The 22176-nt window shown below is 58.3% G+C and carries 15 protein-coding genes; 6 read left to right on the forward strand and 9 right to left on the reverse strand.

Annotated features, from left to right (window positions below; genetic code table 11):
• Window positions 1-107 precede the first annotated feature (107 nt).
• Window positions 108-593, reverse strand: a complete 486-nt coding sequence (locus tag VGM18_00500; GenBank protein ID HEY3971447.1) for a polymer-forming cytoskeletal protein — start codon at window positions 591-593, stop codon at window positions 108-110.
• Window positions 594-851: 258 nt separating this feature from the next.
• Window positions 852-2918, reverse strand: coding sequence for an ABC-F family ATP-binding cassette domain-containing protein (locus VGM18_00505; protein ID HEY3971448.1), 2067 nt, complete (start codon window positions 2916-2918; stop codon window positions 852-854).
• A 152-nt stretch (window positions 2919-3070) separates the two neighbouring features.
• Between VGM18_00505 and VGM18_00510 the strand changes: the two genes are divergently transcribed.
• Entirely contained in the window at window positions 3071-3451 is a 381-nt protein-coding gene (locus VGM18_00510; GenBank protein HEY3971449.1) for a VOC family protein, read from the forward strand.
• A gap of 210 nt (window positions 3452-3661) precedes the next feature.
• Here the strand turns inward: VGM18_00510 and VGM18_00515 are convergent, their stop codons facing one another.
• The 3 genes from VGM18_00515 to VGM18_00525 form a co-directional block, all read right to left on the reverse strand.
• Entirely contained in the window at window positions 3662-3892 is a 231-nt protein-coding gene (locus VGM18_00515) for an addiction module protein (GenBank protein HEY3971450.1), read from the reverse strand.
• Between the two features lie 34 nt (window positions 3893-3926).
• A complete protein-coding gene (locus VGM18_00520; GenBank protein ID HEY3971451.1) occupies window positions 3927-4478 on the reverse strand; it encodes an NUDIX domain-containing protein in 552 nt (183 codons plus the stop codon).
• Window positions 4479-4592: 114 nt separating this feature from the next.
• Window positions 4593-5282 carry an SDR family NAD(P)-dependent oxidoreductase gene (locus tag VGM18_00525; protein HEY3971452.1) on the reverse strand — a complete coding sequence of 230 codons (690 nt, stop codon included), beginning with the start codon at window positions 5280-5282 and terminating at the stop codon, window positions 4593-4595.
• Between the two features lie 266 nt (window positions 5283-5548).
• Between VGM18_00525 and VGM18_00530 the strand changes: the two genes are divergently transcribed.
• The 3 genes from VGM18_00530 to VGM18_00540 all read left to right on the forward strand — a co-directional run bounded on the left by VGM18_00530 (window position 5549) and on the right by VGM18_00540 (window position 10883).
• Window positions 5549-6265, forward strand: coding sequence for a FadR/GntR family transcriptional regulator (locus VGM18_00530; protein ID HEY3971453.1), 717 nt, complete (start codon window positions 5549-5551; stop codon window positions 6263-6265).
• Window positions 6266-6486: 221 nt separating this feature from the next.
• Complete coding sequence (locus VGM18_00535; protein ID HEY3971454.1) at window positions 6487-9756, forward strand: efflux RND transporter permease subunit; 3270 nt, start codon at window positions 6487-6489, stop codon at window positions 9754-9756.
• Window positions 9756-10883, forward strand: a complete 1128-nt coding sequence (locus tag VGM18_00540; GenBank protein ID HEY3971455.1) for an efflux RND transporter periplasmic adaptor subunit — start codon at window positions 9756-9758, stop codon at window positions 10881-10883. Before VGM18_00535 ends, VGM18_00540 begins: the two co-directional genes overlap by 1 nt.
• A gap of 168 nt (window positions 10884-11051) precedes the next feature.
• Here the strand turns inward: VGM18_00540 and VGM18_00545 are convergent, their stop codons facing one another.
• Window positions 11052-12230 carry a hypothetical protein gene (locus tag VGM18_00545; GenBank protein HEY3971456.1) on the reverse strand — a complete coding sequence of 393 codons (1179 nt, stop codon included), beginning with the start codon at window positions 12228-12230 and terminating at the stop codon, window positions 11052-11054.
• A gap of 342 nt (window positions 12231-12572) precedes the next feature.
• On the opposite strand from VGM18_00545, the gene VGM18_00550 reads away from it, so the two are divergent.
• Window positions 12573-13235, forward strand: a complete 663-nt coding sequence (locus tag VGM18_00550; GenBank protein HEY3971457.1) for a hypothetical protein — start codon at window positions 12573-12575, stop codon at window positions 13233-13235.
• Window positions 13236-13326: 91 nt separating this feature from the next.
• On the opposite strand, the gene VGM18_00555 is transcribed toward VGM18_00550, so the two are convergent.
• Window positions 13327-13788, reverse strand: a complete 462-nt coding sequence (locus VGM18_00555) for a nuclear transport factor 2 family protein (GenBank protein HEY3971458.1) — start codon at window positions 13786-13788, stop codon at window positions 13327-13329.
• Window positions 13789-14095: 307 nt separating this feature from the next.
• Here VGM18_00555 and VGM18_00560 point away from each other — a divergent pair, with 307 nt between their 5' ends.
• On the forward strand, window positions 14096-16663 hold the full coding sequence (locus tag VGM18_00560; protein HEY3971459.1) for an AMP-binding protein: 2568 nt from the start codon (window positions 14096-14098) through the stop codon (window positions 16661-16663).
• A 177-nt stretch (window positions 16664-16840) separates the two neighbouring features.
• Here VGM18_00560 and VGM18_00565 read toward each other — a convergent pair whose 3' ends face one another.
• Both VGM18_00565 and VGM18_00570 read right to left on the reverse strand, forming a co-directional pair.
• A complete protein-coding gene (locus VGM18_00565) occupies window positions 16841-18316 on the reverse strand; it encodes a hypothetical protein (GenBank protein HEY3971460.1) in 1476 nt (491 codons plus the stop codon).
• Window positions 18317-18697: 381 nt separating this feature from the next.
• On the reverse strand, window positions 18698-21934 hold the full coding sequence (locus tag VGM18_00570; protein ID HEY3971461.1) for a glycoside hydrolase: 3237 nt from the start codon (window positions 21932-21934) through the stop codon (window positions 18698-18700).
• Window positions 21935-22176: the final 242 nt, after the last annotated feature.

Genomic DNA, 22176 nt, shown 5'->3' on the forward strand with positions numbered 1-22176 from the left:
AAGCTATCCGAAATGCTGCGGGCTTTAGCCCCGGAGACAAAACAAAAAGGACACGCACGAGCGTGCCCTTTATTCCCTACTCGATAGTCGTCGCGACAACGCGCCAACTACGCGCTGGCCGTCGCAGCCAGAGCCTTGGGAGCCTCAACCGGCTTTGACTGATTCTGGTTCTGCTTGCCTTCGCTGCGCACCTGAATTCCACCCTTTAACGCGGCGCCATCTTCCACACTGATGCGGACCGTCGAAATGTCTCCGCTGACCGAACCTTCACTGCGAATGTCTACACGATCGCTGCACTCGATGTTGCCGGTAACTTTGCCCATGACCACGACTTCGCGGGCCTGGATGCTGGCATCGACCTTGCCGTTGCGGCCGATGGTGACGCGGCTCTCGGGCATAATAATTTTGCCTTCGATGCGGCCATCAATATAAAGAGCTTCGGAGCCGCTGATCTCACCCTTGATGACCAGCGTGCGGCCAATAGTAGCCTGATCGATCGGGGCGGTAACGGTTTTGACTGGGTTGAAAGCGTTGGGGTTGGGCGCCGGCGTGCCGGCCTTGGGGTTGAACGAGTTCTCCGACGACTGAAGCATTGCGACCTTCCTTGGATTCCCGCGCAGCGCCCGCTCTGCGGCTCCGGACACCTGCATATGCGGTTGGTCTTGAAATTTGTGGCCCCGCCAGTTGCTGGCCACTTGGCCAACCTGAATATCGCACAGGCGTAAGCGAAGGTGAGAGATTACGGAAGATGTTGTACGCCTGCGGAGGGTGGCGGCGGAAGGACCTTTTACCGCAGAGGAACGCAAAAAAAAACATTGGAGAACTGAACCCCACCAAATCTTCGCCCACCCCTAAGCTTTGTCATTGCTGGAGCTCGATAACTCCTCAGAATATTCCTCCCACTCTTTCATCAACGCGGCATGATTAGTTTTGTGCAGATCCAGTTCCTGCGCCTGGCGCTGGCTTTCCTCGGCGCTGACGAAATTCTGCAGCGCCGTTTCCAGATTCGATATGGCGGCTTCCGCGCGGCTTATATCCTGTTCCAATTCATGGACGCGATCTTCCATTTGCTTGCGCTTGATGGGATTCAGGCGTCTTTTGTTTTCTGAGGCTCGATCTCCGTTAGTCGGCTGATCGGACGTGGCCAGACCTGTCCCACTTCTCGCAACTGAAGCGAGAACTGGGGCACCCGCTGCTGCTTTGCCACCCGCCGCGTTTTTCGCGTTCTTCGCCCCCGGCACATCATCCAGCGTGGGCGCGACGTGCTGGCCGCCCTGCTTGCGCCACAGATAATCTTCGTAGTTGCCGGGGAAGACTTCGACTCTGCCGTCGCCGACTTCGAAAACGCGCGTAGCCAGCTTATCGATGAAGTAGCGGTCGTGCGAGACGAAGACGACCGTGCCGGTATATTTCATCAGCGCGTTGAGCAGGACGTCTTTGGCGCGCAGATCGAGGTGGTTTGTAGGTTCGTCCAGTAGCAAGAAGTTCGCCGGATGCAACAGCAGCCGGAGCAGCGCGTAGCGCCCGCGCTCGCCGCCCGAGAGCACCCCGATCTTCTTGAACACGTCTTCGTCGGAGAACAGGAAACAACCGAGCAAGCTACGCAATTCGGTCTCGCCCGAACCCGGCGACGCATCGCCGAGATCGTCGAGAATCCGGGCGTCGGGATCGAGTTCTTTATATTGATCCTGCGCGAAGTAGTCGGCGTCCACGTTGTGGCCGAGACGATAATCACCCTGTGTGACCTGCTCGGTTCCGGCGAGGAGTTTGATCAGCGTCGATTTGCCCGCGCCGTTCACTCCCACCAGCGCGATCCGATCCCCGCGCTCGATCATGAAGCTGACGTTGCGGAACACTTCTTTATCGATGCCGACTTTTCCCTCACGCGTCATACTAGGATTAGTCCTGCCCGGATAGATCTTGGCCACGTCCTCGAATTCGGCCACGATGCGTCCGCTTGGCTTCGGCTGCGGGAACGAAAAATGGATTGTCTTCTCTTCCGGCGGAATCTCGATGCGCTCGATCTTTTCCAGTTCTTTAATTCTGCTCTGCACCTGCTTCGCCTTAGTCGCCTGGTAGCGAAATCGGTTGATGAACATTTCCAACTGCTCGATGCGGTCGCGCTGGTTCTTGTAGGCAGCCAGCAGTTGCTCGTTGCGCTGCGTCTTCTGGGTCAGAAACTTGTCGTAGTTGCCCGTATAGAACCAGAAACGCTTGTTCCAGATTTCGGCAATCTTGTCGACCGTGACATCCAGAAAATAACGGTCATGCGAGATCAACACAAAAGCATGCGGATAATTCTGCAAATATTCTTCCAGCCAGTTGCGCGCTTCGAGATCGAGATGGTTCGTCGGCTCGTCGAGCAACAGCATTTTTGGCTGCTGCAACAGAAGCTTGGCCAGGGCGAGGCGCATCTGCCAGCCGCCGGAAAATTCGTCGGTCAGGCGCGGCCAGTCTTCTTTGGTGAAGCCGAGGCCCATCAACACTCGGCCGACTTCGGATTCGATGGAATAGCCGTCGCGGGTGCGGAACTCGTGTTCCACTCGGTGATAGCGCTCGGCCACGGCATCATATTCGGCGCTGGTGTGGTCGAGTTCGGCCATGCTGTGGGTCAGACTTTCGAGTTCTTTCTCCATCGCCCGCAAATCGTCAAACACCGACATGCACTCGTCGAAAACGCTGCGCCCGGAGAGCGTGAGGCCATCCTGCGGAAGATATCCGGCGGATGTGCCTTTCGCGACGACGAGGCCGCCGTAGTCGAATGTGTCCATCCCGGCGAGCACTTTCATCAGCGTCGACTTGCCGGTGCCGTTGCCGCCGACCAGGCCGATGCGGTCGCGGGGCGTGATGAGCCAGTCCGCGTTTTCGAAGAGCAGTTTGTGGCCGAAGCGTTTCCCGGCGCCGGAGAGCTGAATCATATTCCTGAATTACGACTGGAATTATCGTAACAGGGGATAGAACAAGATGGCCTTGGATGTAATCGCGATTTTGCGTCAGCCCTTCTGACGTTTCGGAGATAATCTCGTATCGCAGGGGCGTATTCTATCGGCCCGCTATCGGGGAGAATGTCATGAAGATTGTGCCTGTGATCAGGTCTAGCGATTTGCAACGATCATTACATTTCTACACCGAAGTTCTCGACTTCGAGCGCAAATGGCCTGGGCAGGGCGACCGCGAGATGGCCAACGGAGTAATCGATCTAGTTCGTGACGAGGCTGAACTACAGCTTTCCCGTCATTCAGGAGATGGTGCCTTCGGCTCTGTCAATCGTGTGTTTGTGGACGACGTCGACGAGCGTTACTTGACCTTTCGCAGCCGCGGTCTGTGTACGACGCAACGCCCTGAGTCTCCAATTCACACCGCGCCAGTGGATCAGACGTGGGGACTGCGCGAGTTTGCGGTGACCGATCCAGACGGCAACGGTCTCTGTTTTTGCATGCCAAAAAGATAACAGCCAAAAAAGTGACTATTCCTTTGGGGATGAAGAACAAATCGGCGGCAGCGGGCGAGATAGGATGGCCAACGCCCCGGCGCTTCCGCGATAGCCGAGATCGCACGCTGAAATTCACTTTCAATCAATGCCGCTGTGGGACTTCGTTCGCTATACCAGGCAAGTGACGATAGATACTCTCGATCGGCGGCTGGATGGAAGCGAACTGGCCTAGCTGCCATTCAAGAGAACTCTGCCCTTGCATCTAACCTCGTCCCACGGAATGGTCTTAGCCCTTCCACTCTCGACCTCTTCGAGGCGTCGGGCGATCTCTTCCTGCCATGCCAGTTCATAATCAGGATCAACGGTGGGGTCAAGGCTGTCTATTAGGCTGGACGCTAATTCTGCGCGGTCTTTGTCGGAGAGAGTCAGCGCGTGTTTGAGCAGTTCACCAGCTTCCATGCATTGATTATACGCGCGCTGAAAATTAAAGGATCTACGGCCACACTACATTCGCGATCGGATCCTTGGGTTGTGTGGTGGGACGGCCGTTGCGCGCTCCGCGATAGTCTCCCCAGAGTTCGCTGTGGTACTGGATGCGTTCGAGGGCGCGGTCAATCACCGCTTCGAGTTCGTGGGTATATTTCACTTCGCGGCCTTTGGCGAGACGGCGCTTGGCCTCTTGTGCACTGAACCAGGTGGGCTTTCGATTGCCTTCATCCGGCCGCCGCATCTGATGGACCTCCATCAAAAACGCCTTGACCACAAATTCCTGTACGCCGCCGGCTTGCCAGAACACGCCTTTGGAGTGCAGGTAAAGATGAAAGTGCCGCGGTTCGATCGTGCCCAGAGCGCCAGCTTCTTCGGCGGCTTCGCGCTCCGCGGCCTGGCTGTGTGACAGCCGCGCTTCCGTCGACCCTTTAGGGAATGTCCACTTATTGCCGCCGTTGGTATTAACCAGGAGGAACTCGATCGCCGTGCCCCGCTTGCGATAACAGATCGCAGCCACTTGCAGCGGCAAAGACTTCGCGATGCGAGCTAACCCCATTGGCAGCCTCCAGGAACCCCTGAGAACAGGTTACATGGAAGATATTTCACTAATGTTAACGTGCAACAAAAATTGTGCAATCGGGGAGGTTACGAAAGGGATACATGGTTCCGGTTATAGCCCTCGGCCATACACTGGGATGGCCGCCCCGGTTACGTCTTTTCCAGTGTCTCCTGCGAGCCACAGGATCAGGCTGGCGACCGATGCCGGTTGCACCCACTGTGATGTGTCGGCGCCGGGCATGTCTTTGCGATTGGCCGGAGTATTCATCGTGCCAGGAAGGATAACGTTGGCGGTGATGCCGGCGTCTTTATTTTCGAAAGCGACGGTGCGTATTAGCGACACCAGCGCCGCCTTCGACGCGCTGTAAGCGCCAACCCCCGCACCAGGAGCCTCGGCAGCCCGGCTGCCGATGGCGATGATGCGGCCGCCTCCGGCCTTGCGCATATGAGGGATTACCGCCCGCAACATGTGGAATGCGCTGTTCAGATTCATTTCAAACATGCGCTGAAACGTCCCGTCGTCGGTATCGGCAACAGTCTGCCCTCCCGCAAAACCGCCCACCAGGTGCGCCAGCACGTCGATTTTTCCGAAGCGGACGATAACGGCGTCCGCGACCTTTTTTGCCGCTTCGAGACCATCCAGCGAAGCCGCGAGCGCGGTGAAGCGGGGATGGTCGAAGTCGGATTGCCGGATGTTGGGCGATACCCCGGTCACGGCAAAATCGGCGTTCAGGAAGGCCTTGGTGACATGAGTCCCCAAGCCACCATGGGCTCCGGTAATAAGGGCAATTCTTTCAGGCATTGGACGTAGACTTAGCGCCGGAAATCATCATAACGCCCGCATAGAGTTATTGCAGGAAAAGTCCCTAGAACTAACTTGATTGACGCTTGGAGACCACTGGCTTTGCTCCGCTGCGGATTGTGGTCATACCACCAGACCTAAAGCCAAGAAGACCATTGGTCTTTCCCAGTAGTTCGCCTATTTCCTTTGAATATGTGGTATAATGGCTGGACCATCGCCAGCAGCCTGGGTCGGCTGGGCGTTATTTGTGTCTGGGGGGCGGGGCTGTGTATCGGCTGGTTCGTACTTCCCGACTTTACGAGCAAATCGTTCAGCAAATTGAAGAGTCCATTGTCAAAGGCGCTCTCAAAGCCGGAGATCAGCTTCCGGCCGAGCGCGAATTGGCCCAGCGCTTCGGCGTGAGCCGCACCGCCGTCCGCGAGGCAGTCAAGGCGTTGCGCGAAAAAGGACTCGTCGAAGCCTATTCGGGGCGCGGCACGTTCATTACCGACGGCACCAACCAGGCCGTGCGCCAATCACTCGATCTGGTGGCGAAGATCGGCCAGCCCGAAGGCTCAACTCATCTTGCCGAGGTGCGCGTGATCCTTGAGCCGGAAATTGCGATGCTCGCCGCCCTTCGCATCCAGGAACCGGAATTGGCCACGATGCGAGAAGCAGTCGCCATCATGGATCGTGCCGGGCGGGACCCCGAGACCTACATCGAAGCGGACCTGGATTTTCATCTGGCCCTGGCCGAGGGCGCAGCCAACCCACTCATTCTTTCTCTGCTCGATTCCATTGTGGCGCTCCTGCGCGAGCAGCGACTTCGCATTTTTGACGTTCCCGGCGGGGCCGAGCGCGGCCAAGTCCATCACAAGCAGATTCTGGAGGCGGTCGAGCACCGTGACCCCGAAAAGTCGCGAAACGCCATGCGTGCGCATCTACTACAAGTCCTCGACGACACCCGGTCCGCGGCAACCAAACGCGGACCTGGAAAGCGCTGACTGAAGCGATTCCCCCGCATTGAAAGAACGTGTCTTCAGGCCCGCCCCGTGTGGCCTCTCAGCGATCTAAGAACAGAAACAGATTACCCGTTGACGCTTCTACGCTAAAAGCTTCCCAGCTGCGTGTATATTTTTCTACAACGCCTTGCATGCATGGGAATCCAGGATCAGGCGAAATGAGGAAGCCTGCTACCGGTTCCAGTTAGGTCTCGGTCTAATTTATGTGGCTGGTGCGACTGGCGCTGCGGCGCCCCTACACTATCGCCGTTTCTTGCCTGCTGATCCTGATCCTCGGCATTTTGTCGGTGACGCGGATGACCGTCGATATCTTTCCGGTCATCGACATCCCCGTCGTCGCGGTAGTGTGGAACTATCCGGGCCTTTCGGCGCAGGACATGGAGCGCAGGGTCGTGCTCATTAGCGAGCGTGCGTTTTCTACGACAGTCAACGGAATCTCGCGCATTGAATCCCAGTCAATCCCGGGTATCGGATTGCTCCGTGTCTACTTCCAGCCCGGAACCGACATTGGCGCGGCCATCGCCCAGATATCGTCGGTGTCGAGCACCATTCTGCGCATCGCGCCACCGGGGATCACGCCGCCCAACGTCATCCAGTTCAACGCCACGAACGTACCTGTGGCGCAGCTGACCATTTCGAGCCAGACCCTTCCCGAACAGCAGCTCTACGACTACAGTCTCAACTTCATTCGAGTGCGCCTGTTCACGATTCCCGGCCTCTCCACGCCCGCACCCTTTGGCGGCAAAGAACGCCAGGTCATCATCGACATCAACCCGCAGGCACTCGCCGCCAAGGGTCTGTCGGCGGGCGATGTGGTCAGCGCGCTGCAAAATTCGAACGTCATTCTGCCCGCCGGCGATGCCAGAATCGGCAGTACCGACTACAGCGTGCAGCTTAACTCCAGCCCCGATACGGTGGCGCAGTTCAGTCGCATCCCGATCAAAGTCGTAGGATCGGCAACGGTCTTGCTTGGCGACATCGCTCATGTTGCCGATAGCTTCGCCGAACAGCGCTGCATTGTGCATGTCAACGGCAAGCGCGCCACTTATCTCGCCATCCTCAAGCACTCCGACGCCTCGACTCTGGCCGTGGTGGAAGCCGCACGCGATACCATGCCGGTCATCAAGGCTTCGGCGCCGCAGGGCATGGACTTAAAGGTCGACTTCGATCAGTCCGTGTTTGTGCGCGCCGCCATCGCCGGTGTCATCCGCGAAGCCATGCTTTCTTCCATCCTGGTCTCGCTTATGATTCTGGCATTTCTGGGCAGCTGGCGCAGCGTGATTGTCGTCTGTACCTCGATCCCGCTAGCCATCTTCACCGCCATTATCGGCCTGAACCTGAGCGGCGACACCATTAACATTATGACGCTTGGCGGGTTGGCCCTCGCCATCGGTATGCTGGTCGATGACGCTACCGTCGAAATCGAAAACATCAACCGCAATTTCGACATGGGCAAGGCGATCACCGTGGCGATTCTCGATGGCGCCAGCCAGATTGCCGTACCCGCGATCGTGGCCACGTTGGCCATTTGTATCGTGTTCTTTCCGGTTGTCCTGCTTTCCGGCGCGGCCAAGTACCTTTTCACACCGATGGCCTTGGCGGTCGTGCTGGCCATGCTGTCGTCCTACGTCCTCTCTCGAACTCTGGTGCCGACCCTCTCGCGAATTCTGTTCGAAGGCCACCGCGAAGCGGATGAAGCGAAAGAAGAGAATCCGGGATTCATCGGCCGCCTGAACCGCAAGCGCGAGCATGCCTTTGAGCGCCTGCGCACCGGCTATGGTCACATCTTGCACCTGGTCTTGCATCACCGCGTATTTACGCTGTGCGTGTTTGGGCTGATGTTTGCGGTCAGCGCCGTGCTGCCGTTCATCATCGGCACCGATTTCTTTCCCAGCGTGGACGCGGGGTTGATGAAGCTACACGTCCGCGCCCCCGTTGGCACGCGCCTCGAAGACACCGAGCAGATGCTCATGCAGGTCGAGGCCCGCATCCGCGAGATCATCCCGCCCAATGAACTCGATACCATCAACGACATGGAAGGCCTGCCCACGTCTTACAATCTCGCCTTCGTGCCTACCGACAACGTCGGCGATATGGATGCCGAGGTCCTGATCGCCCTCAAGCCCGAGCATCACCCGACCGCGGGCTACATGCAGAGGATCCGCGAGACGTTGCCACACGAATTTCCCGGATCCAGTTTTTATTTTCAGTCCGCCGATATCGTAAGCCAGGTGCTTAACTTCGGTGTGCCGTCGCCGGTTGACATTCAGGTGGAAGGCCCCAACCTCGACCAGTCGTACCAGATTGCGCGCCAGTTGAAAGATGAAATCGCCACAGTCCCGGGAGCCGTGGACGTGCACGTGAAGCAGGCCATCCGCTATCCTGCGTTGCGCGTTAACGTGGATCGCGAGAAGGCTGCACAGCTGGGGCTGACGGAGCAGGCGGTCGCTAACAGCATGCTGATTTCTCTGTCGTCGAGCGCATTGATTGCGCCCTCGTACTTCCTGAATCCCACCAATAACGTGAACTACATCGTAGCCGTGCGCATTCCGCCGGAAAAGTTCGATTCCGTCGACAGCCTGATGAACACTCCTCTCAGCCTGCCCGGAGCGGCGACTCCGCTGCAACCTGCGACCGCGCCATCGACCCAGCCCCTGCCCCAGCCGCAGTATGAAACGCTGGCCAATGTCTCGCACATTATTCCGGATTCCGTTCCGGCCGAAGTCAGCCATTACACGGTGCAGCGCGTCATCGACATCAACGCCAATCTGCAAGGCCGCGACCTGGGCTCGGTGGTCGCTGGCATCCAGAAAAAAATCGACGGCCTGGGCAAGCTTCCCTTAGGCATGCGCATCACCGTTCACGGCCAGTACGAGGTCATGAACTCTTCGTTCCGCAGCTTGCTCATGGGCTTGATTCTCGCCATTGTGCTGGTCTATCTGCTGATTGTCGTGCTCTTCCAGTCCTGGATCGATCCTTTCATCATCATGATCGCGGTTCCGGGTGCACTGGTCGGAATCCTGTGGATGCTCGCGATCACCGGCTCGACCATTAACGTCGAGTCGCTGATGGGATCGATCATGGCGGTGGGCATCGCCACGTCGAACTCCATTCTGCTGGTAAGCTATGCCAACGATGCCCGCGTCGAAAAAGGGACATCGCCTATCGAGGCCGCGCTGGAAGCGGGAATGACGCGACTGCGGCCGGTCCTGATGACGGCACTCGCCATGATTATCGGAATGGTTCCCATGGCGCTGGCACTGGGCGAGGCGGGCGAGCAGAATGCTCCCCTGGGCCGCGCCGTAATTGGAGGGTTGCTGGTGGCAACCGTGGTCACACTTTTCGTCGTGCCCGTCGTCTACACATTGTTGCGGAAACAATTTCCCACGCGCCACACGCTGGATGCGAAGTTTGCGGCCGAATCGCGAGGCGAAGAGTTCAAACCGGAACAGTCGAAACCGGAGGGTTTCTGATGCCTGAATCGCTCGGCCGACGCCGCGGATCCCATTGGCTCTATCTCGCCGGCATCCTGATTATTCTGGTCGCGGGAGCGATGGCTTACCTTCTGTTCACCCGTCAGCGCACCCATGTCGAGGCAGCCACCGAGCAACTCAAGGTCGAGGAACAGAAAGGGCCGACCGTCGAAGTCGCCGTCGCGCGCCGCGTTGCGGGTTCCAACACCCTCCGCCTCATCGGCGAAGTGCATCCTTATCAGACCGCAGTTCTCTATGCGAAAGTCAGCGGTTACATGCGCAGCCTCAGCGTCGACAAGGGCGATTTCGTCCGCGCCGATCAGATCATAGCCGTCATCGAATCGCCCGAAACCGATAAGCAATATCAGGCCACTGTCGCCGATGCGCATAATAAGGAACTCATCGCCAACCGCGCCGCCACGCTCGTAAAGAAACAAATGATCTCCCAGCAGGACGCCGACCAGGCCGAGGCCGACGCCGCCGTTTCCAAGGCGAACCTGGAGCAGATCGGCACCCTGAAGTCGTATGAGCAACTGCGCGCTCCTTTCACCGGAACCATCACCGCGCGCTATTCCGATCCCGGAGCGCTGATCCAGAATGCTGCTACTTCACAAACCAGCGCGCTTCCCGTGGTTGAACTCTCCGAAACTTCGCGGCTTCGTATCTACGTGTACGTCGATCAGTCTCATGCTTCCTTCGTGCGCGATGGCGACGAAGTCACAATTTTCGATCAGGCGAATCCGACTTTGAAACTGGCGGCGCGCGTCACACGCACCAGTGGCGCTATCGATCCCAAGACCCGCACTTTGCTCGTCGAAATTGACATAGACAATCCCCACAACCGAATTCTTGCCGGCAGTTTCGTGCAGGTGGAGTTGAAGGTGAACACGCCAAGTTACATCGAAGTGCCGTCCGACGCGCTGGTCATTCGTGGAAGCCAGACCTTCGTGGCGGTCGTCACGGCCAACGATACCATCAAGTTCGCGCAGGTTGCGGTGGCCGAGCAAACCGGCGAAACCGCCCGCCTGTTCAGCGGTCTCAATGAAGGCGAACGCGTCGCCCGCAGCATCGGCGAGCGCGTCCCCGACGCCGGCAAAGTCCAACCCGTGTCGCGGCCCGGCAGTTAGAGCTTGGTGGATAGTTGGAAAGCCTGGGGCGATAAATGACGGCGATAAATAACGTTGAAAGAGCGCCGATTTATCCGCGCCGCGATCGAAAGGTTTGTATCGGGGCACGGGTGGATCCGCGCCCTTCCCAAAACCGTTTCGGACATAATTTAGAGCGACATAGACATATCAGTAAGAGAATCCCTGAATCTCGCTCACGCTCGCCGATGGGCCATCGACGAAGCCGGTCCGCTTGCTGGGATTCAAGGCGATGTGGGCGCCGATGACATTGCCGGCGTTGGAGAAACTGAATCCGTTCAGCGTTTCCTGCAAGACTCCTTTGGTGTCGTACACATAAATCGTGCTGCCGGAAGGGGCCGAACTGGAGACCGGCTGGGCCACCAGAAATAATTTGTGAATGGCATCGAACTCGACGTCGGCGCCGCTGAAGATTTGCTGTTCGCCCGTGTTGGGCAGGACCACGGTAAATCCCGTTTGCGTCGCCAGATCGTAGATTTCGATGCTGGCATCGTCTTCTGTGGTAGTGCACGCGATGTTGTCGGCCGAATCGACCGCGACGCCATTCACGAAGCCGAATCCGATACCGGTAAATTCCGCGAATGTTCCTTTGGCGAGATTCGCCAGGCCAATCACCGGAAAACACCCGAAACATCCATCCCCTCCGCCGAGAACGGCAATATTGGTCACCGTGTTGTAAGCAATTGGAGGCGGCACGCTGCCAAAGTTGTAGGAGTCCATGATGTGGACGACCGGGCCAAACGTATTCGCGGCGACGTTGGAGCTAAAAACATAAGGAACGAAATTGCTGCTGTTGTCATACGCGAAGAACGCGTTGGTGACGGTTCCCTGGTTGCGGCTGACTCCTTCTATCAAATGCTGCGTCCCGATGGGTGGAGTCCATTTCCCAGTGACCTTATTGGCGCTCAGTGGATCGATCACCTCAAAGGTGCGCTGCAAATGCAGAAAGCTGATTTCATGTTCGTGTTCGAACAATCCCAATGATGTTCCCACAACTCCTTCGGTGATGAAGTCATCCTGAGTTTCCGTTTCGGCGACAACCTTCAGGATCCTTCCAGTAGACTGATCGAAGGTTTCCACGGCGGCGAGGATGTTGCCGTTGGATTGCGATTTCGCCTCGCTGAGCACCCCTTCGGTGCCGTTCTGATCGATATCGAAGCCGAAAATCTGCCCGCCAAACTTGCTGTGCACAATGATGCTGCCTGTTCCGGCGGCAGAGTTCCGTCGCAGTTCATCCGATTGCGCAAGCGTCAGCGTGGATATCGTGCAGAACAGGCCGATCAGGGCGGCGGTGGTCACATATCGATAAGCAGCTTTCATGGCGCGCATGCTGGTGTTCTCCTTAGAAATCATCGGGTTCGATCACGGCTGGGGGTAATAGCTTACGGGCGTGACCACCTTAGCAGCGACTGGGCTCGCAGTTGTCAGAGATTTGTCAAGAGTGCGGCGGATCGTCAACTCAGGACGAGAGCCCGGCCAGTGGAGAATACCTTGTTTGGGGGATTACAGAAAGTTGGCCATACCTCAAAGTTAGGCTGGGAGATTTGCGGAATGCCGATCCCAAGGCATTCAGACCCAGGGCACAGGAGGTGTTTGGCATTTCGCATAGTCTCAACTACAAAATGACCGGCTGGCAGCGTACCTACTGACCGGCCGGCTGGAGGAACGACAATGCGTCGTATCGCGCTGCTTTTCTTGTTGCTGGCATCTCTCAGCTTATGTGCCGGCACAGCTCTGGCTAATTCCGTCGACATGCAACTCACCAGCGTGGGTGGTAACCAAGCCGGCGGAGTTTACACCTACCCGTATTACATCTCGGTTAACGGCGCCGCTCCGGTGGCGATGATTTGCGACACCTACGACAATGAAATTGTCGTGGGCGAAACCTGGAAGGCCAACCCCTCCGAGGATTTGCCGCTGGGCGGAGGCTTGTTCGGCAATTCCCCCACTATAATGAACGACTACAAAGCTACGGCGTTGATATTCAAGGGGATTATGAACGGCACGATCGACCCGAACGAGGGAAATTTCGCCATCTGGGGATTTTTCTCCCTCAACGCCAGGAATAATCCCTACTTCGGGACCAGCGGCGCCGCAGGGCTGGAATCGCAGTACCTGGCCTTGGCTGCGGCGACGCCGCTAAGCAAGTTTTGGGGATTCAAGATCTTCAACCCGGTACCCGGCACTCAGAGCCAGGGCATGCGGGCGCAGGAATTCATCGAGTACACCGGGGTGACCCCTGAGCCGTCCAGCTTCGTGCTGTTCGGTACGGGACTGTTGTCACTCGCCGGAATGGTGCAGCAAAAGCTGAGGAAGGCGGTGGCGGCTAGCTGAACCGTTCCGGGCCGCTGAACGGGGAATCCCGCCTTTGCTTGCCGCAGGGCGGGATTCCAGCGGTTCCCGGAGCCATCCCGCATGAGAGTCGTCACGGCCTCGCTGGAGCGCTGTAGTGCGAAGCGACCACCTGCCACTTGCCGCCGGATTTCATCCAGACATCGGTGAGGCGATCGTGATATTCATAGGGCTTGCCATTGGATTCGCCTTTCTCATGGTAGGCGCCGGTCACAATGGCGGTGTCGCCGTGCACGCGAACCTTCAGGTCTGACAACTCCGCCACTTGCACCTTGGTGCCTGCATCGGCGCTGTGGCTGATGTAGCCCGCCTTGCTGTAAACGCTGCCGTCTTCGATGGTAATGACGAAATCCTCCGCCAGCAGCGACGACAGAATGTCGATGCTGCGCTCCTTATAGGATTCCGTCCATTTCAGTTCGAGGCTGCGAACAGCGGCGGCAGCCGCTTTCTCCTGCGCTCGCAAGGTGCCGGCTGAGGCGACGATCAAATATGCGATCAAACCGACGATAACGGCGCGGAGTGTGCGGATGTGCATCCTTCTATCTATGTCGCACAATTTTGCTCTTGCGACAAGTTCTTTGTTGAACCCCCGAACTTCATCCATTCCGACTCATTCTCCCTTTCTTATTCATTTACGACTCAATCCCATCTGTCATTCCGGCGAGCGAACGCGAGCAGGAACCTGCTGTTCGCCGGCGCCACAAGGAAGCAGGTTTCTCGCTTTGCTCGAAATGACAAGGGAGGATGGGGCGCGAAGTTCTAAAGTAGGAGCAGTCTGAAAACTGTCCTGTCTGCGGCTTCGCCAACTTATATTGCACTAGACTTAATCTGTTGCCTCTACCATGGCCGAATCCTTAGCAGAATTCTTCCTGGAACATTTTCGGGCACATCGCCATGAGCGCGCCTGCCGGCAGCGCCGCGGCTACCGCACCGAATCGTTTACCTACGGCCAGATACTCGACATGGCCGGCCGCTGCGCCAGCAAGCTCGAAGCCGGTGGCATCGCCAAGGGCGACCGCGTCATGGTCTGGGGAGAGAATTGCGCCGAATGGATCGGCGTTTTTTTTGGCTGCGCACTGCGCGGCGTGGTCGTGGTGCCAATGGATGACACATCTGCGGCTGACTTTGCGATCCGGGTGTTTCAGCGCGTTGAGGCCAGGTTGTTGATAGCGTCGCGACGCCACCTGCACGAATGTTCGACTGCGGGATTCTCCGTCGCGACTTTGAGTTTGGAGAATGTTGCAGCGGCAACGAATTCTACACCGGTCACTCCGCCAACGGTCGCTTGTGGCCGCGACGACACTCTACAGATCGTGTTTACTTCCGGTACGACTGCTGAACCCAAGGGCGTGGTCATCACGCACGGCAACGTGCTCGCCAACATTGCGCCGCTGGAGCGAGAGATTCGCAGTTATCTGAAATATGAACGGCTGGTGCATCCCTTGCGATTTTTAAATCTTTTGCCGCTGAGTCACGTGTTCGGGCAGTTCCTCGGAATGTTTCTCCCGCCGCTGCTGGGCGCGACCGTAATTTTTCAGGAGGAGATGAATCCTTCCGAAGTGATCCGCACGATTCGCCGCGAGCGCGTGTCGGTATTGGTGAGCGTGCCACGGATATTGCAGTCTTTGAGGCAGAAGATCGAGCGCGATCTCGAGAGCCGCAGCGAACTGGACGCATTCCGTAAACGGTTGAAGTCGTCGGAAAAACAACATTTCCTTCGGCGCTGGTGGACCTTCCGCGCCATTCATCGGCAATTCGGATGGAAGTTCTGGGCATTCATTTCGGGCGGCGCCGCGCTCGACAGCGAGACCGAAGAATTCTGGGGACGGCTCGGCTACGCGGCCATCCAGGGCTATGGCCTGACCGAAACCACTTCGCTGATCAGCGTCAATCATCCCTTCCGCCTGGGCAAGGGATCGATCGGAAAGGTCCTTCCCGGGCGCGAGGTGAAGCTGGCCGAAGATGCCGAGATTCTGGTGCGCGGCGGCGGCGTGACTTCGGGCTACTGGGGCGGGGATGGAACGAACGCGAATAGCGTCTCGAATGCCGATGGTTGGTATCGCACCGGCGACATTGGCGCACTCGACCCGGCTGGAAATCTTTATTTCAAGGGCCGCAAAAAAGAAGTGATCGTGACGCCCGCCGGAATGAACGTGTATCCCGACGATCTGGAAGCGGCCCTGCGCAGGCAGCCTGACGTGAAGGACTGCGTGGTAGTCGGTATTGAGCGCGCGGGAAACGCAGAGCCGTGCGCGGTGGTGATTTTGCGCGGCGATGCTGAGCCGACAAATCCTGGGCCGAAAAATTCGGGCGTGGAAGAAGTCGTGCAGCGCGCGAATCAATCGCTCGCCGAGTACCAGCGCATGCGAATGTGGATGGAGTGGCCGGAAGAGGACTTTCCCCGCACCAGCACGCAAAAGCCGCGGCGCAACTTAATCCGCGAGATGGCGCAGGCGCATGTCCTGCATCGACCACCGCTCATGGCGAACGCAAGTCCTCTGGCAGAGTTGATCGCGCGCGTGATTGGCCGGCCCGCAAGCGACTTACACGAAGACGCCAGCCTCGATGCCGATCTCGGAATGAGTTCGCTCGATCGCGTGGAATTGCTGAGCGCGCTGGAGGACCGTTACCAGGGCGACTTCAGCGAAACTGGCTTCAGCGCCGTTCGCACTGTGGGAGATTTGGAACGCATGCTGCGCGGCGATGCGGCGCCCGCCGCCGTGTATCACTATCCGAATTGGACGTTGCGCTGGCCAGTCACGTGGTTGCGCATAGCAGTGCATTACTTATTGATGCGTCCGGCGATCGTTTTATTGGGCTGGCCACGAATTATAGGGCGCGAACATTTGCGCGGTATGCAAGGACCGCTGCTGATCGTCTCCAATCATATCGGCGACGTCGATGGCGGGTTCATTCTGACGGCGCTGCCCGCTCGGTTTCGGCATCGGCTGGCCACCGCCACAGGCGGCGAGGCGCTGGAGGCGTTGCGCACGCCTTCGCCCGACCGCGGATTCTTCGCCGGGGTCTACGACCACATGAAATGGCTTCTCGGCGTCTCGCTGCTGAATTTGTTTCCGCTGCCGCGCGAGGCCGGCTTTCGCCGCAGCTTTGCTTACGCGGGCGAAGCCGTGGATCGCGGCTACAGTGTACTGGTCTTTCCCGAAGGGCGGCACACGGCAGATGGTAAGTTGAACCCCTTTCGAGCCGGCATTGGACTCCTGGCGGAAAATCTCGGCGTTCCGGTTCTGCCTATGCGCATCGACGGACTCTTCGAAGTGAAACAGGCAGGAAAAAGGTTTGCGGCTCCGTGCAAGATCGTGGTGAGAATCGGAGCTCCGATGAAATTCCCGCCCGGTTCTGACCCGCGGAAGATTGCCGCGGAATTACAGGATGCAGTCGAGCGGCTCTAGGAAACTAAAAGCCAGGACTGTTCCCTGCCCAGCAGTTGCGTGCACTCGCAGGCGAACCCCGCACCCCATCTTCGTCGCCAAAAAAACCAGGCGCTGGACTCGTCGTTGAACGAATCCAGCGCCCGGAGACCGACTAAGACTTGGTCGAAGCCACTGCGAGGTGGCAGTGAACGGCAGTTATTGAAGCGTTACTGACTTGGGTGCCGACGGAATTCCGTTGGTCACCACTACCAGGGTGGCTGCTCCCGCATGAAGAGAGGGCGGAATGTCGAAAGCCGCAGTCGTAACCGTGGTGCCCTGCGCAACGCCGCCCAGCCAGTTGTGCGTATTGCAATAGGTGACCACGCCCGCGGAATCCGTGATGCGAACGATGGGGAAGTTCGTCGAGCTCTGGTTGTCATCCCCGTAGTACGCGCCCTGGGTCAAACCGTTGAACTGAGTCCCAGCGATTTTGTTGTTCTTGGTACCGCGTTTCAGGGTAGCCGCCACCTGCTTGATCGCAGGAGCGCAGCCGGCGCAGCCGGCGGTGGAAGACGGCGTGTAGATCTCGACATCGGACGAGAAGTCCGTGAAGAGAACCTGGCCGGTAGGAAGAACAACAAAGCCGCCAACGTAGGAAGAGTCGACCCCGGCATTCGGCGGAGCCGACGTCGCGTTCAGCGTGGTGCCGTCCCATTCGAAGAACTTGCTGCCGGTGTTGAAGACGCCGGGGCTGGTGTCGAACAGGGCGTTGCCACTGGGCAATACGGCGGCTGGTCCGTCGGCGATGTCGAGCGTGCCTCCGAACTTAGGAGCCGAAGCCCAGGTTCCGGTCGAGGGAGTGTAGATGGCATTGTTGGTGGTGGCGCCTGCGGCAAACACTAATCCGCTGGGCAGCAGAGGCATCGGTCCCAGCTCAAGCGAGGAAGGATCGACCAGGTTCACAACCGTGTTGTTCGACGGAGTCGTCCACGCGCCGGTGGTGGGGCTGTAAATCTGGTAGCCCAACAGGCAGCACTTGGACTGGCCAACGTAGGCGTCAACCGTGAGGATGTCGCCGCCGGGCAGCATGGTCCAACCTTCTTCGTCGTTCCAGTCGAATTTGCCGGTGCCGGTGGTGGCCCACGAGGCGGTAGTTCCGGTGAGCGTAAGGATTGCTTCCTGGGTGGTGCAGCAGTTGGCCTGCATCAGGTGGCCGTTGGGAAGGATGATGCTCTGCGCATCGCCGACGGTGGTCCAGCCGCTCGGAGCAGTCAGACTGGTCCAGGCCTTGCTGGCAGGGTTGTAGACAGCTCCCTTGGTGGTCCAGTCCGCGCTGCCATTGTTGTACTCACCGCCGATGACCACGACTTGGCCGGTGGGAAGCACAGACGAACCGAAGTAAAGAGGGTTATAGCCGCTGGGCAATGTACCGGCATTCGACCATGTGCCGTTGACGTAGCTCCCCGTTGCGTCCGGTACCAGCCGGTACCAGGGATCGGAATGGTTTTCGAAGAACATGCTATTCACCAGCACGGAGCCGTCGGTGAGCAGCAAAGCATGTGCAACGGCGGAGGCCGGAGCGTTGGTTGTTTTTGTCCATGTTCCTGCCGTGAATGGTTCCTGGGCGCTCGCAACACCGGCAATAGCCAGTGACGCCAGCAGAGCAATTCCGAGGGTGCGGAATACCTTCATAGAGTAGTGACCTCGCATTTTTTGGGTTATTCGAAACGTGGCTTCGGACGCGGACTTCCAGTCGATCCACCCACCACGGAAAGAAGAAAGTCCTCCAGGCGGGTCAACTCCAAGTCCCAAAGTCGCAGGATTATACCCCGGCCTGCCGGAGTTCCGAACAGTTGTCACGAGAAAATTACAAAGTTTTTTTGCGCCGCCGAAGATGTCGCAAAATCTTGCAAACTAAACCTCAATAGTCTGCAAGATTTTGCAAACTTGTAGTTGCGAACATTAATTCCGGTCCTCAGGTATAACCAAATGCTCATGGTCTAAAGGCTCAGCCGACCGATGATGCGCGCGATCGAAGGATTGTCTACCATTCCGCACCGATGTCCTCGTTTGCTATTCCTCGTCGCCTTGCGCTTCGTCGTACCCCAGAGCCGCTTCCACTTCGACCTCAGGAATTTTCGCGTCACGCAGCTGACGATTGAGCGCGGGCAAATCTGAGCTCTTGAATTCATTCCATTTCTTCAGCACATCGGCGCTCTCCTGTTCGGTCGACGAAATTGCCTCTACCTGGGAAGTCGTAGGCTCGGCATCCACCTTCCACACTTCCTGATACAGCGTGCTGGCGTTGCCGTTGACGCGGCTAAGAGTTACCTCTGGCGTCGGCGGAGCGAACAATCCCCCCGCACCGCCGAGAAGACTGTCCAGTTTTTTTCGGTTCGCTTCGACGGCGTCCTTCGTCGAATTTGCCTGCGCCGACAGCTTGTCCAGTTGCGCGCGAATCGATCCGCCCTGCTGCATCGCGTGTGAGGTTTCATTCATGAGGGAAGCCAGGCGGGTTTCGGCATTAAACTTCTTCTCGAGGGCTGCGGTCGAGACTTTGACGCGGGGGTCCATCTTGATAATCAGCGGTTCGCTGAAAGTTTTTCCATCGACGGTGAGTTTCACCGTATACGCTCCAGGTAAAACGGTCGGGCCCAACGGATAGCGCGGCGTGTTATGCGGAATCGCAGCGATCGGATAGTCGTGGTGCACCGCAGCCGGCGGGGTAGCGTGCAATCCCCAGACGAATCGATGCATTCCCGCGGCGGTTGAAAGTTGCCGTGGCGGTCGCACCCAGTACCGCGGTATCAGTTGCTTCTGCAATTCTTCTTCGGAGATATCGGGCTTATCCGTATTGGAAAAGCGCCGCATGAGATGGCCTTGCGCGTCCATTATTTCGAGCGTGACCGATCCTCCAGCGACGGACGCCTCGTCCGTTCCGCCGGGGCAAAGCCCAGCGGCCGCCGGCAAGTAGTAATCGATCACTGCGCCATCCGGCGGATTGGCCGCCGCCGGCTCGTCGGGCGGAAGCGGCGTGTCGGTATTGGTATCGCGCTGCACCCGATAGGCGGCCACCGGAGCAAGCAGGTGCACTCGGTTCGTCATCGCCGCAGTAGCCTGACGCAGCGGTTCGATGTCGTCGAGAATCCAGAACGCGCGGCCGTGCGTGGCCACGATCAGGTCGTTCTCGTGAATCCACAGGTCGCGCATCGAAGTGTGTGGCAGATTCAATTGCAGCGACTGCCAGTGATCGCCGTCGTCGAACGAAACCCACACAGCATTTTCCGTTCCGGCAAACAACAGGCCCTTGCGAACGGGATCCTCGCGCACCGTGTCGCAGGGACCGAAGTCGGGCAGGCCGGTAGTAATCAGCTTCCAGGTCTTACCGCTGTCATGCGTCCGGTAGACATAAGGATGGGCGTCGTCGATGCGGAACCGGCTGACCGACGCATAGGCAGTCTCGTTGTCAAAATGCGACGCCGAGATTTGCGTGACCTTGCTCCAGGCAGTCAGCTCGGGCGGCGTGATGTTGCTCCAGTTCTTGCCGCCGTCACGCGTGATCCAGATCTGGCCATCGTCAGTGCCCGCCCACAAATCGTTCAGGTTCTTAAACGACGGCGCCAGCGCATAGATAACGCCACGTCGCTTCTCCGCACCCGTGGGCGCCATTGCTCCAACACTGGCCGGAATGCCCGGACTTTCGCGAGTCAAATCCGGGCTGATCGTCTGCCAGGAATTTCCGCCGTCCGCCGTCACGAACAGCACGTTGCTGGCGAAATAGAGCACGTGTGGATCCACCGGAGAAAACATCAGCGGCTCGGTGCGGTCGGTGCGGTACTTGGAATTGCGCAGCGGAATCGGCGTCACGTTCTGCACTTCGCCGGTCGACCAGTGAAATTTGGAAACTTCCGTTCGCCCGCCGCCATAGACCACGTCAGCATCGAGCGGGTCCGGAGCGACATATCCATACTCGATCACCCCCACCGGATGCCAGTCGCGGAATGTAATCGCGCCGTCATTGCCGCGGCTGGAAATGCACACCGAGCCGCTCTCCTGCTGCCCCCCGCAGACGCGATAGGGGAACGCGTTGTCGGTGATCGCATGATAGATCTGTGCCGTCGGCTGGTTGTACCACGAACTCCAACTCTCGCCGCCATTCACCGTGACGATCGCGCCCTGATCGCTGACAATCAGAATAATATTGCCGTTGTTGGGATTGATCCAAAGATTCTGGTAATCGTCGCCGCCCGGCGCGCCGCGGAAACCCGACCACGTCTTTCCTCCGTCGGTCGACCGCATGGTCACCGTGCTGACCACGATCACGATGTCGGGATTTTTCGGATCGACCTTGGGAATCGAAAGATCGCCCCCGCCGATGCGGCCCGCCGGCCGCGGATCGTCCGTGATCTGCGCCCACGAGTCGCCCGCGTCGTCGGAGCGGTAAACGCTTAGTTTTCCCGAAGCCTGTGAGAGCGTGGCGTAGAGCCGCCGCGGATTGCTGGGCGCAATTGCCACGTAAATCTGCGACAAATCCTGCGGCAATCCATTGGTCAGCGCATGCCAGGTGCTGCCGCCGTCGGTAGACTTGAAAAGCCCGCCGCCCGTGCCATTAACAAGGTTGCCGTCCTCCCACGGCCCTTCGCGCGCCTGCCACATCGAGGCATACACCACATCGGGATTCGAGGGATCGATCTGAACATCGGACCCGCCGGTATTTTCGTCCTTGGAAATTACTTTCTGCCAGTTTTGACCGCCGTCGGTCGAGCGATAAATCCCGCGCTCCTCGCTCGGTCCATACGGATGGCCAAGTACAGCCGCAAACAGGCGATTCGGATCGCGCGGATCGACGGCGAGCGCCGGAATCTGTTGTCCATCTCTCAGGCCCAGATGCGTCCAGCTCTTGCCCGCGTCGGTGGATTTGTAAATGCCGTTGCCCACAGAAAGGTCGGGCCGATGCAATCCCTCGCCGCTGCCCACATAAATAATGTTGGGATCGGAAGGTGCGACCGCAATCGCGCCGATCGACTGCGAAGATTCGTGATCGAAAATCGGATTCCAGGTGCGCCCGTAGTCGTCCGTTTTCCACACGCCGCCATTCACCTGCCCGACATAAAAAACGTTAGGCTGGCTGGGAACGCCCGCCGCGGCGCGCGTGCGCCCCCCACGAAAGGGCCCGATCATCCGCCAATGCAATTCCTGATAAGTATTCTCGGCAACCTGTGCCCAGGTTATAGCTGTGAAAGTGAAAACTGCGCCCAGCACAAAGAGATGAAAGACAAGCAGACGAAGGACTACCCAGAATCGGATCACGTACGCCCCCCTCAGAAACGGCAAACGAGCAAGGATAAACCAAAACCGCAGTAACCGCTGCTTCTGTGGCGTGGGGACAGCCGCCCCCGGCTGTCCAGTCGAGCGAAGCTCGACTTGCCTTCGCTGGAATCGACCCGTCTGCCAGATTTGTATGGAAGCAGTCCGCCCCCGCATTTATGATGGCGGGGCTTTCCTTCTCATGCTTATCTCGAAAACACGTCGCAGTTTTCAATTTCTTGCCT

This window comes from Candidatus Sulfotelmatobacter sp. (assembly GCA_036500765.1).
In the GTDB taxonomy this organism is placed as follows: Bacteria; Acidobacteriota; Terriglobia; order Terriglobales; family Acidobacteriaceae; genus Sulfotelmatobacter.

Bases quoted from the DNA above. Each gene is read 5' to 3' on its own strand.
- VGM18_00500 (HEY3971447.1), bottom strand. From the start codon at position 593: ATGCTTCAGTCGTCGGAGAACTCGTTCAACCCCAAGGCCGGCACGCCG.
- VGM18_00505 (HEY3971448.1), bottom strand. From the start codon at position 2,918: ATGATTCAGCTCTCCGGCGCCGGGAAACGCTTCGGCCACAAACTGCTC.
- VGM18_00510 (HEY3971449.1), top strand. From the start codon at position 3,071: ATGAAGATTGTGCCTGTGATCAGGTCTAGCGATTTGCAACGATCATTA.
- VGM18_00515 (HEY3971450.1), bottom strand. From the start codon at position 3,892: ATGGAAGCTGGTGAACTGCTCAAACACGCGCTGACTCTCTCCGACAAA.
- VGM18_00520 (HEY3971451.1), bottom strand. From the start codon at position 4,478: ATGGGGTTAGCTCGCATCGCGAAGTCTTTGCCGCTGCAAGTGGCTGCG.
- VGM18_00525 (HEY3971452.1), bottom strand. From the start codon at position 5,282: ATGCCTGAAAGAATTGCCCTTATTACCGGAGCCCATGGTGGCTTGGGG.
- VGM18_00535 (HEY3971454.1), top strand. From the start codon at position 6,487: ATGTGGCTGGTGCGACTGGCGCTGCGGCGCCCCTACACTATCGCCGTT.
- VGM18_00540 (HEY3971455.1), top strand. From the start codon at position 9,756: ATGCCTGAATCGCTCGGCCGACGCCGCGGATCCCATTGGCTCTATCTC.
- VGM18_00545 (HEY3971456.1), bottom strand. From the start codon at position 12,230: ATGCGCGCCATGAAAGCTGCTTATCGATATGTGACCACCGCCGCCCTG.
- VGM18_00550 (HEY3971457.1), top strand. From the start codon at position 12,573: ATGCGTCGTATCGCGCTGCTTTTCTTGTTGCTGGCATCTCTCAGCTTA.
- VGM18_00555 (HEY3971458.1), bottom strand. From the start codon at position 13,788: ATGCACATCCGCACACTCCGCGCCGTTATCGTCGGTTTGATCGCATAT.
- VGM18_00560 (HEY3971459.1), top strand. From the start codon at position 14,096: ATGGCCGAATCCTTAGCAGAATTCTTCCTGGAACATTTTCGGGCACAT.
- VGM18_00565 (HEY3971460.1), bottom strand. From the start codon at position 18,316: ATGAAGGTATTCCGCACCCTCGGAATTGCTCTGCTGGCGTCACTGGCT.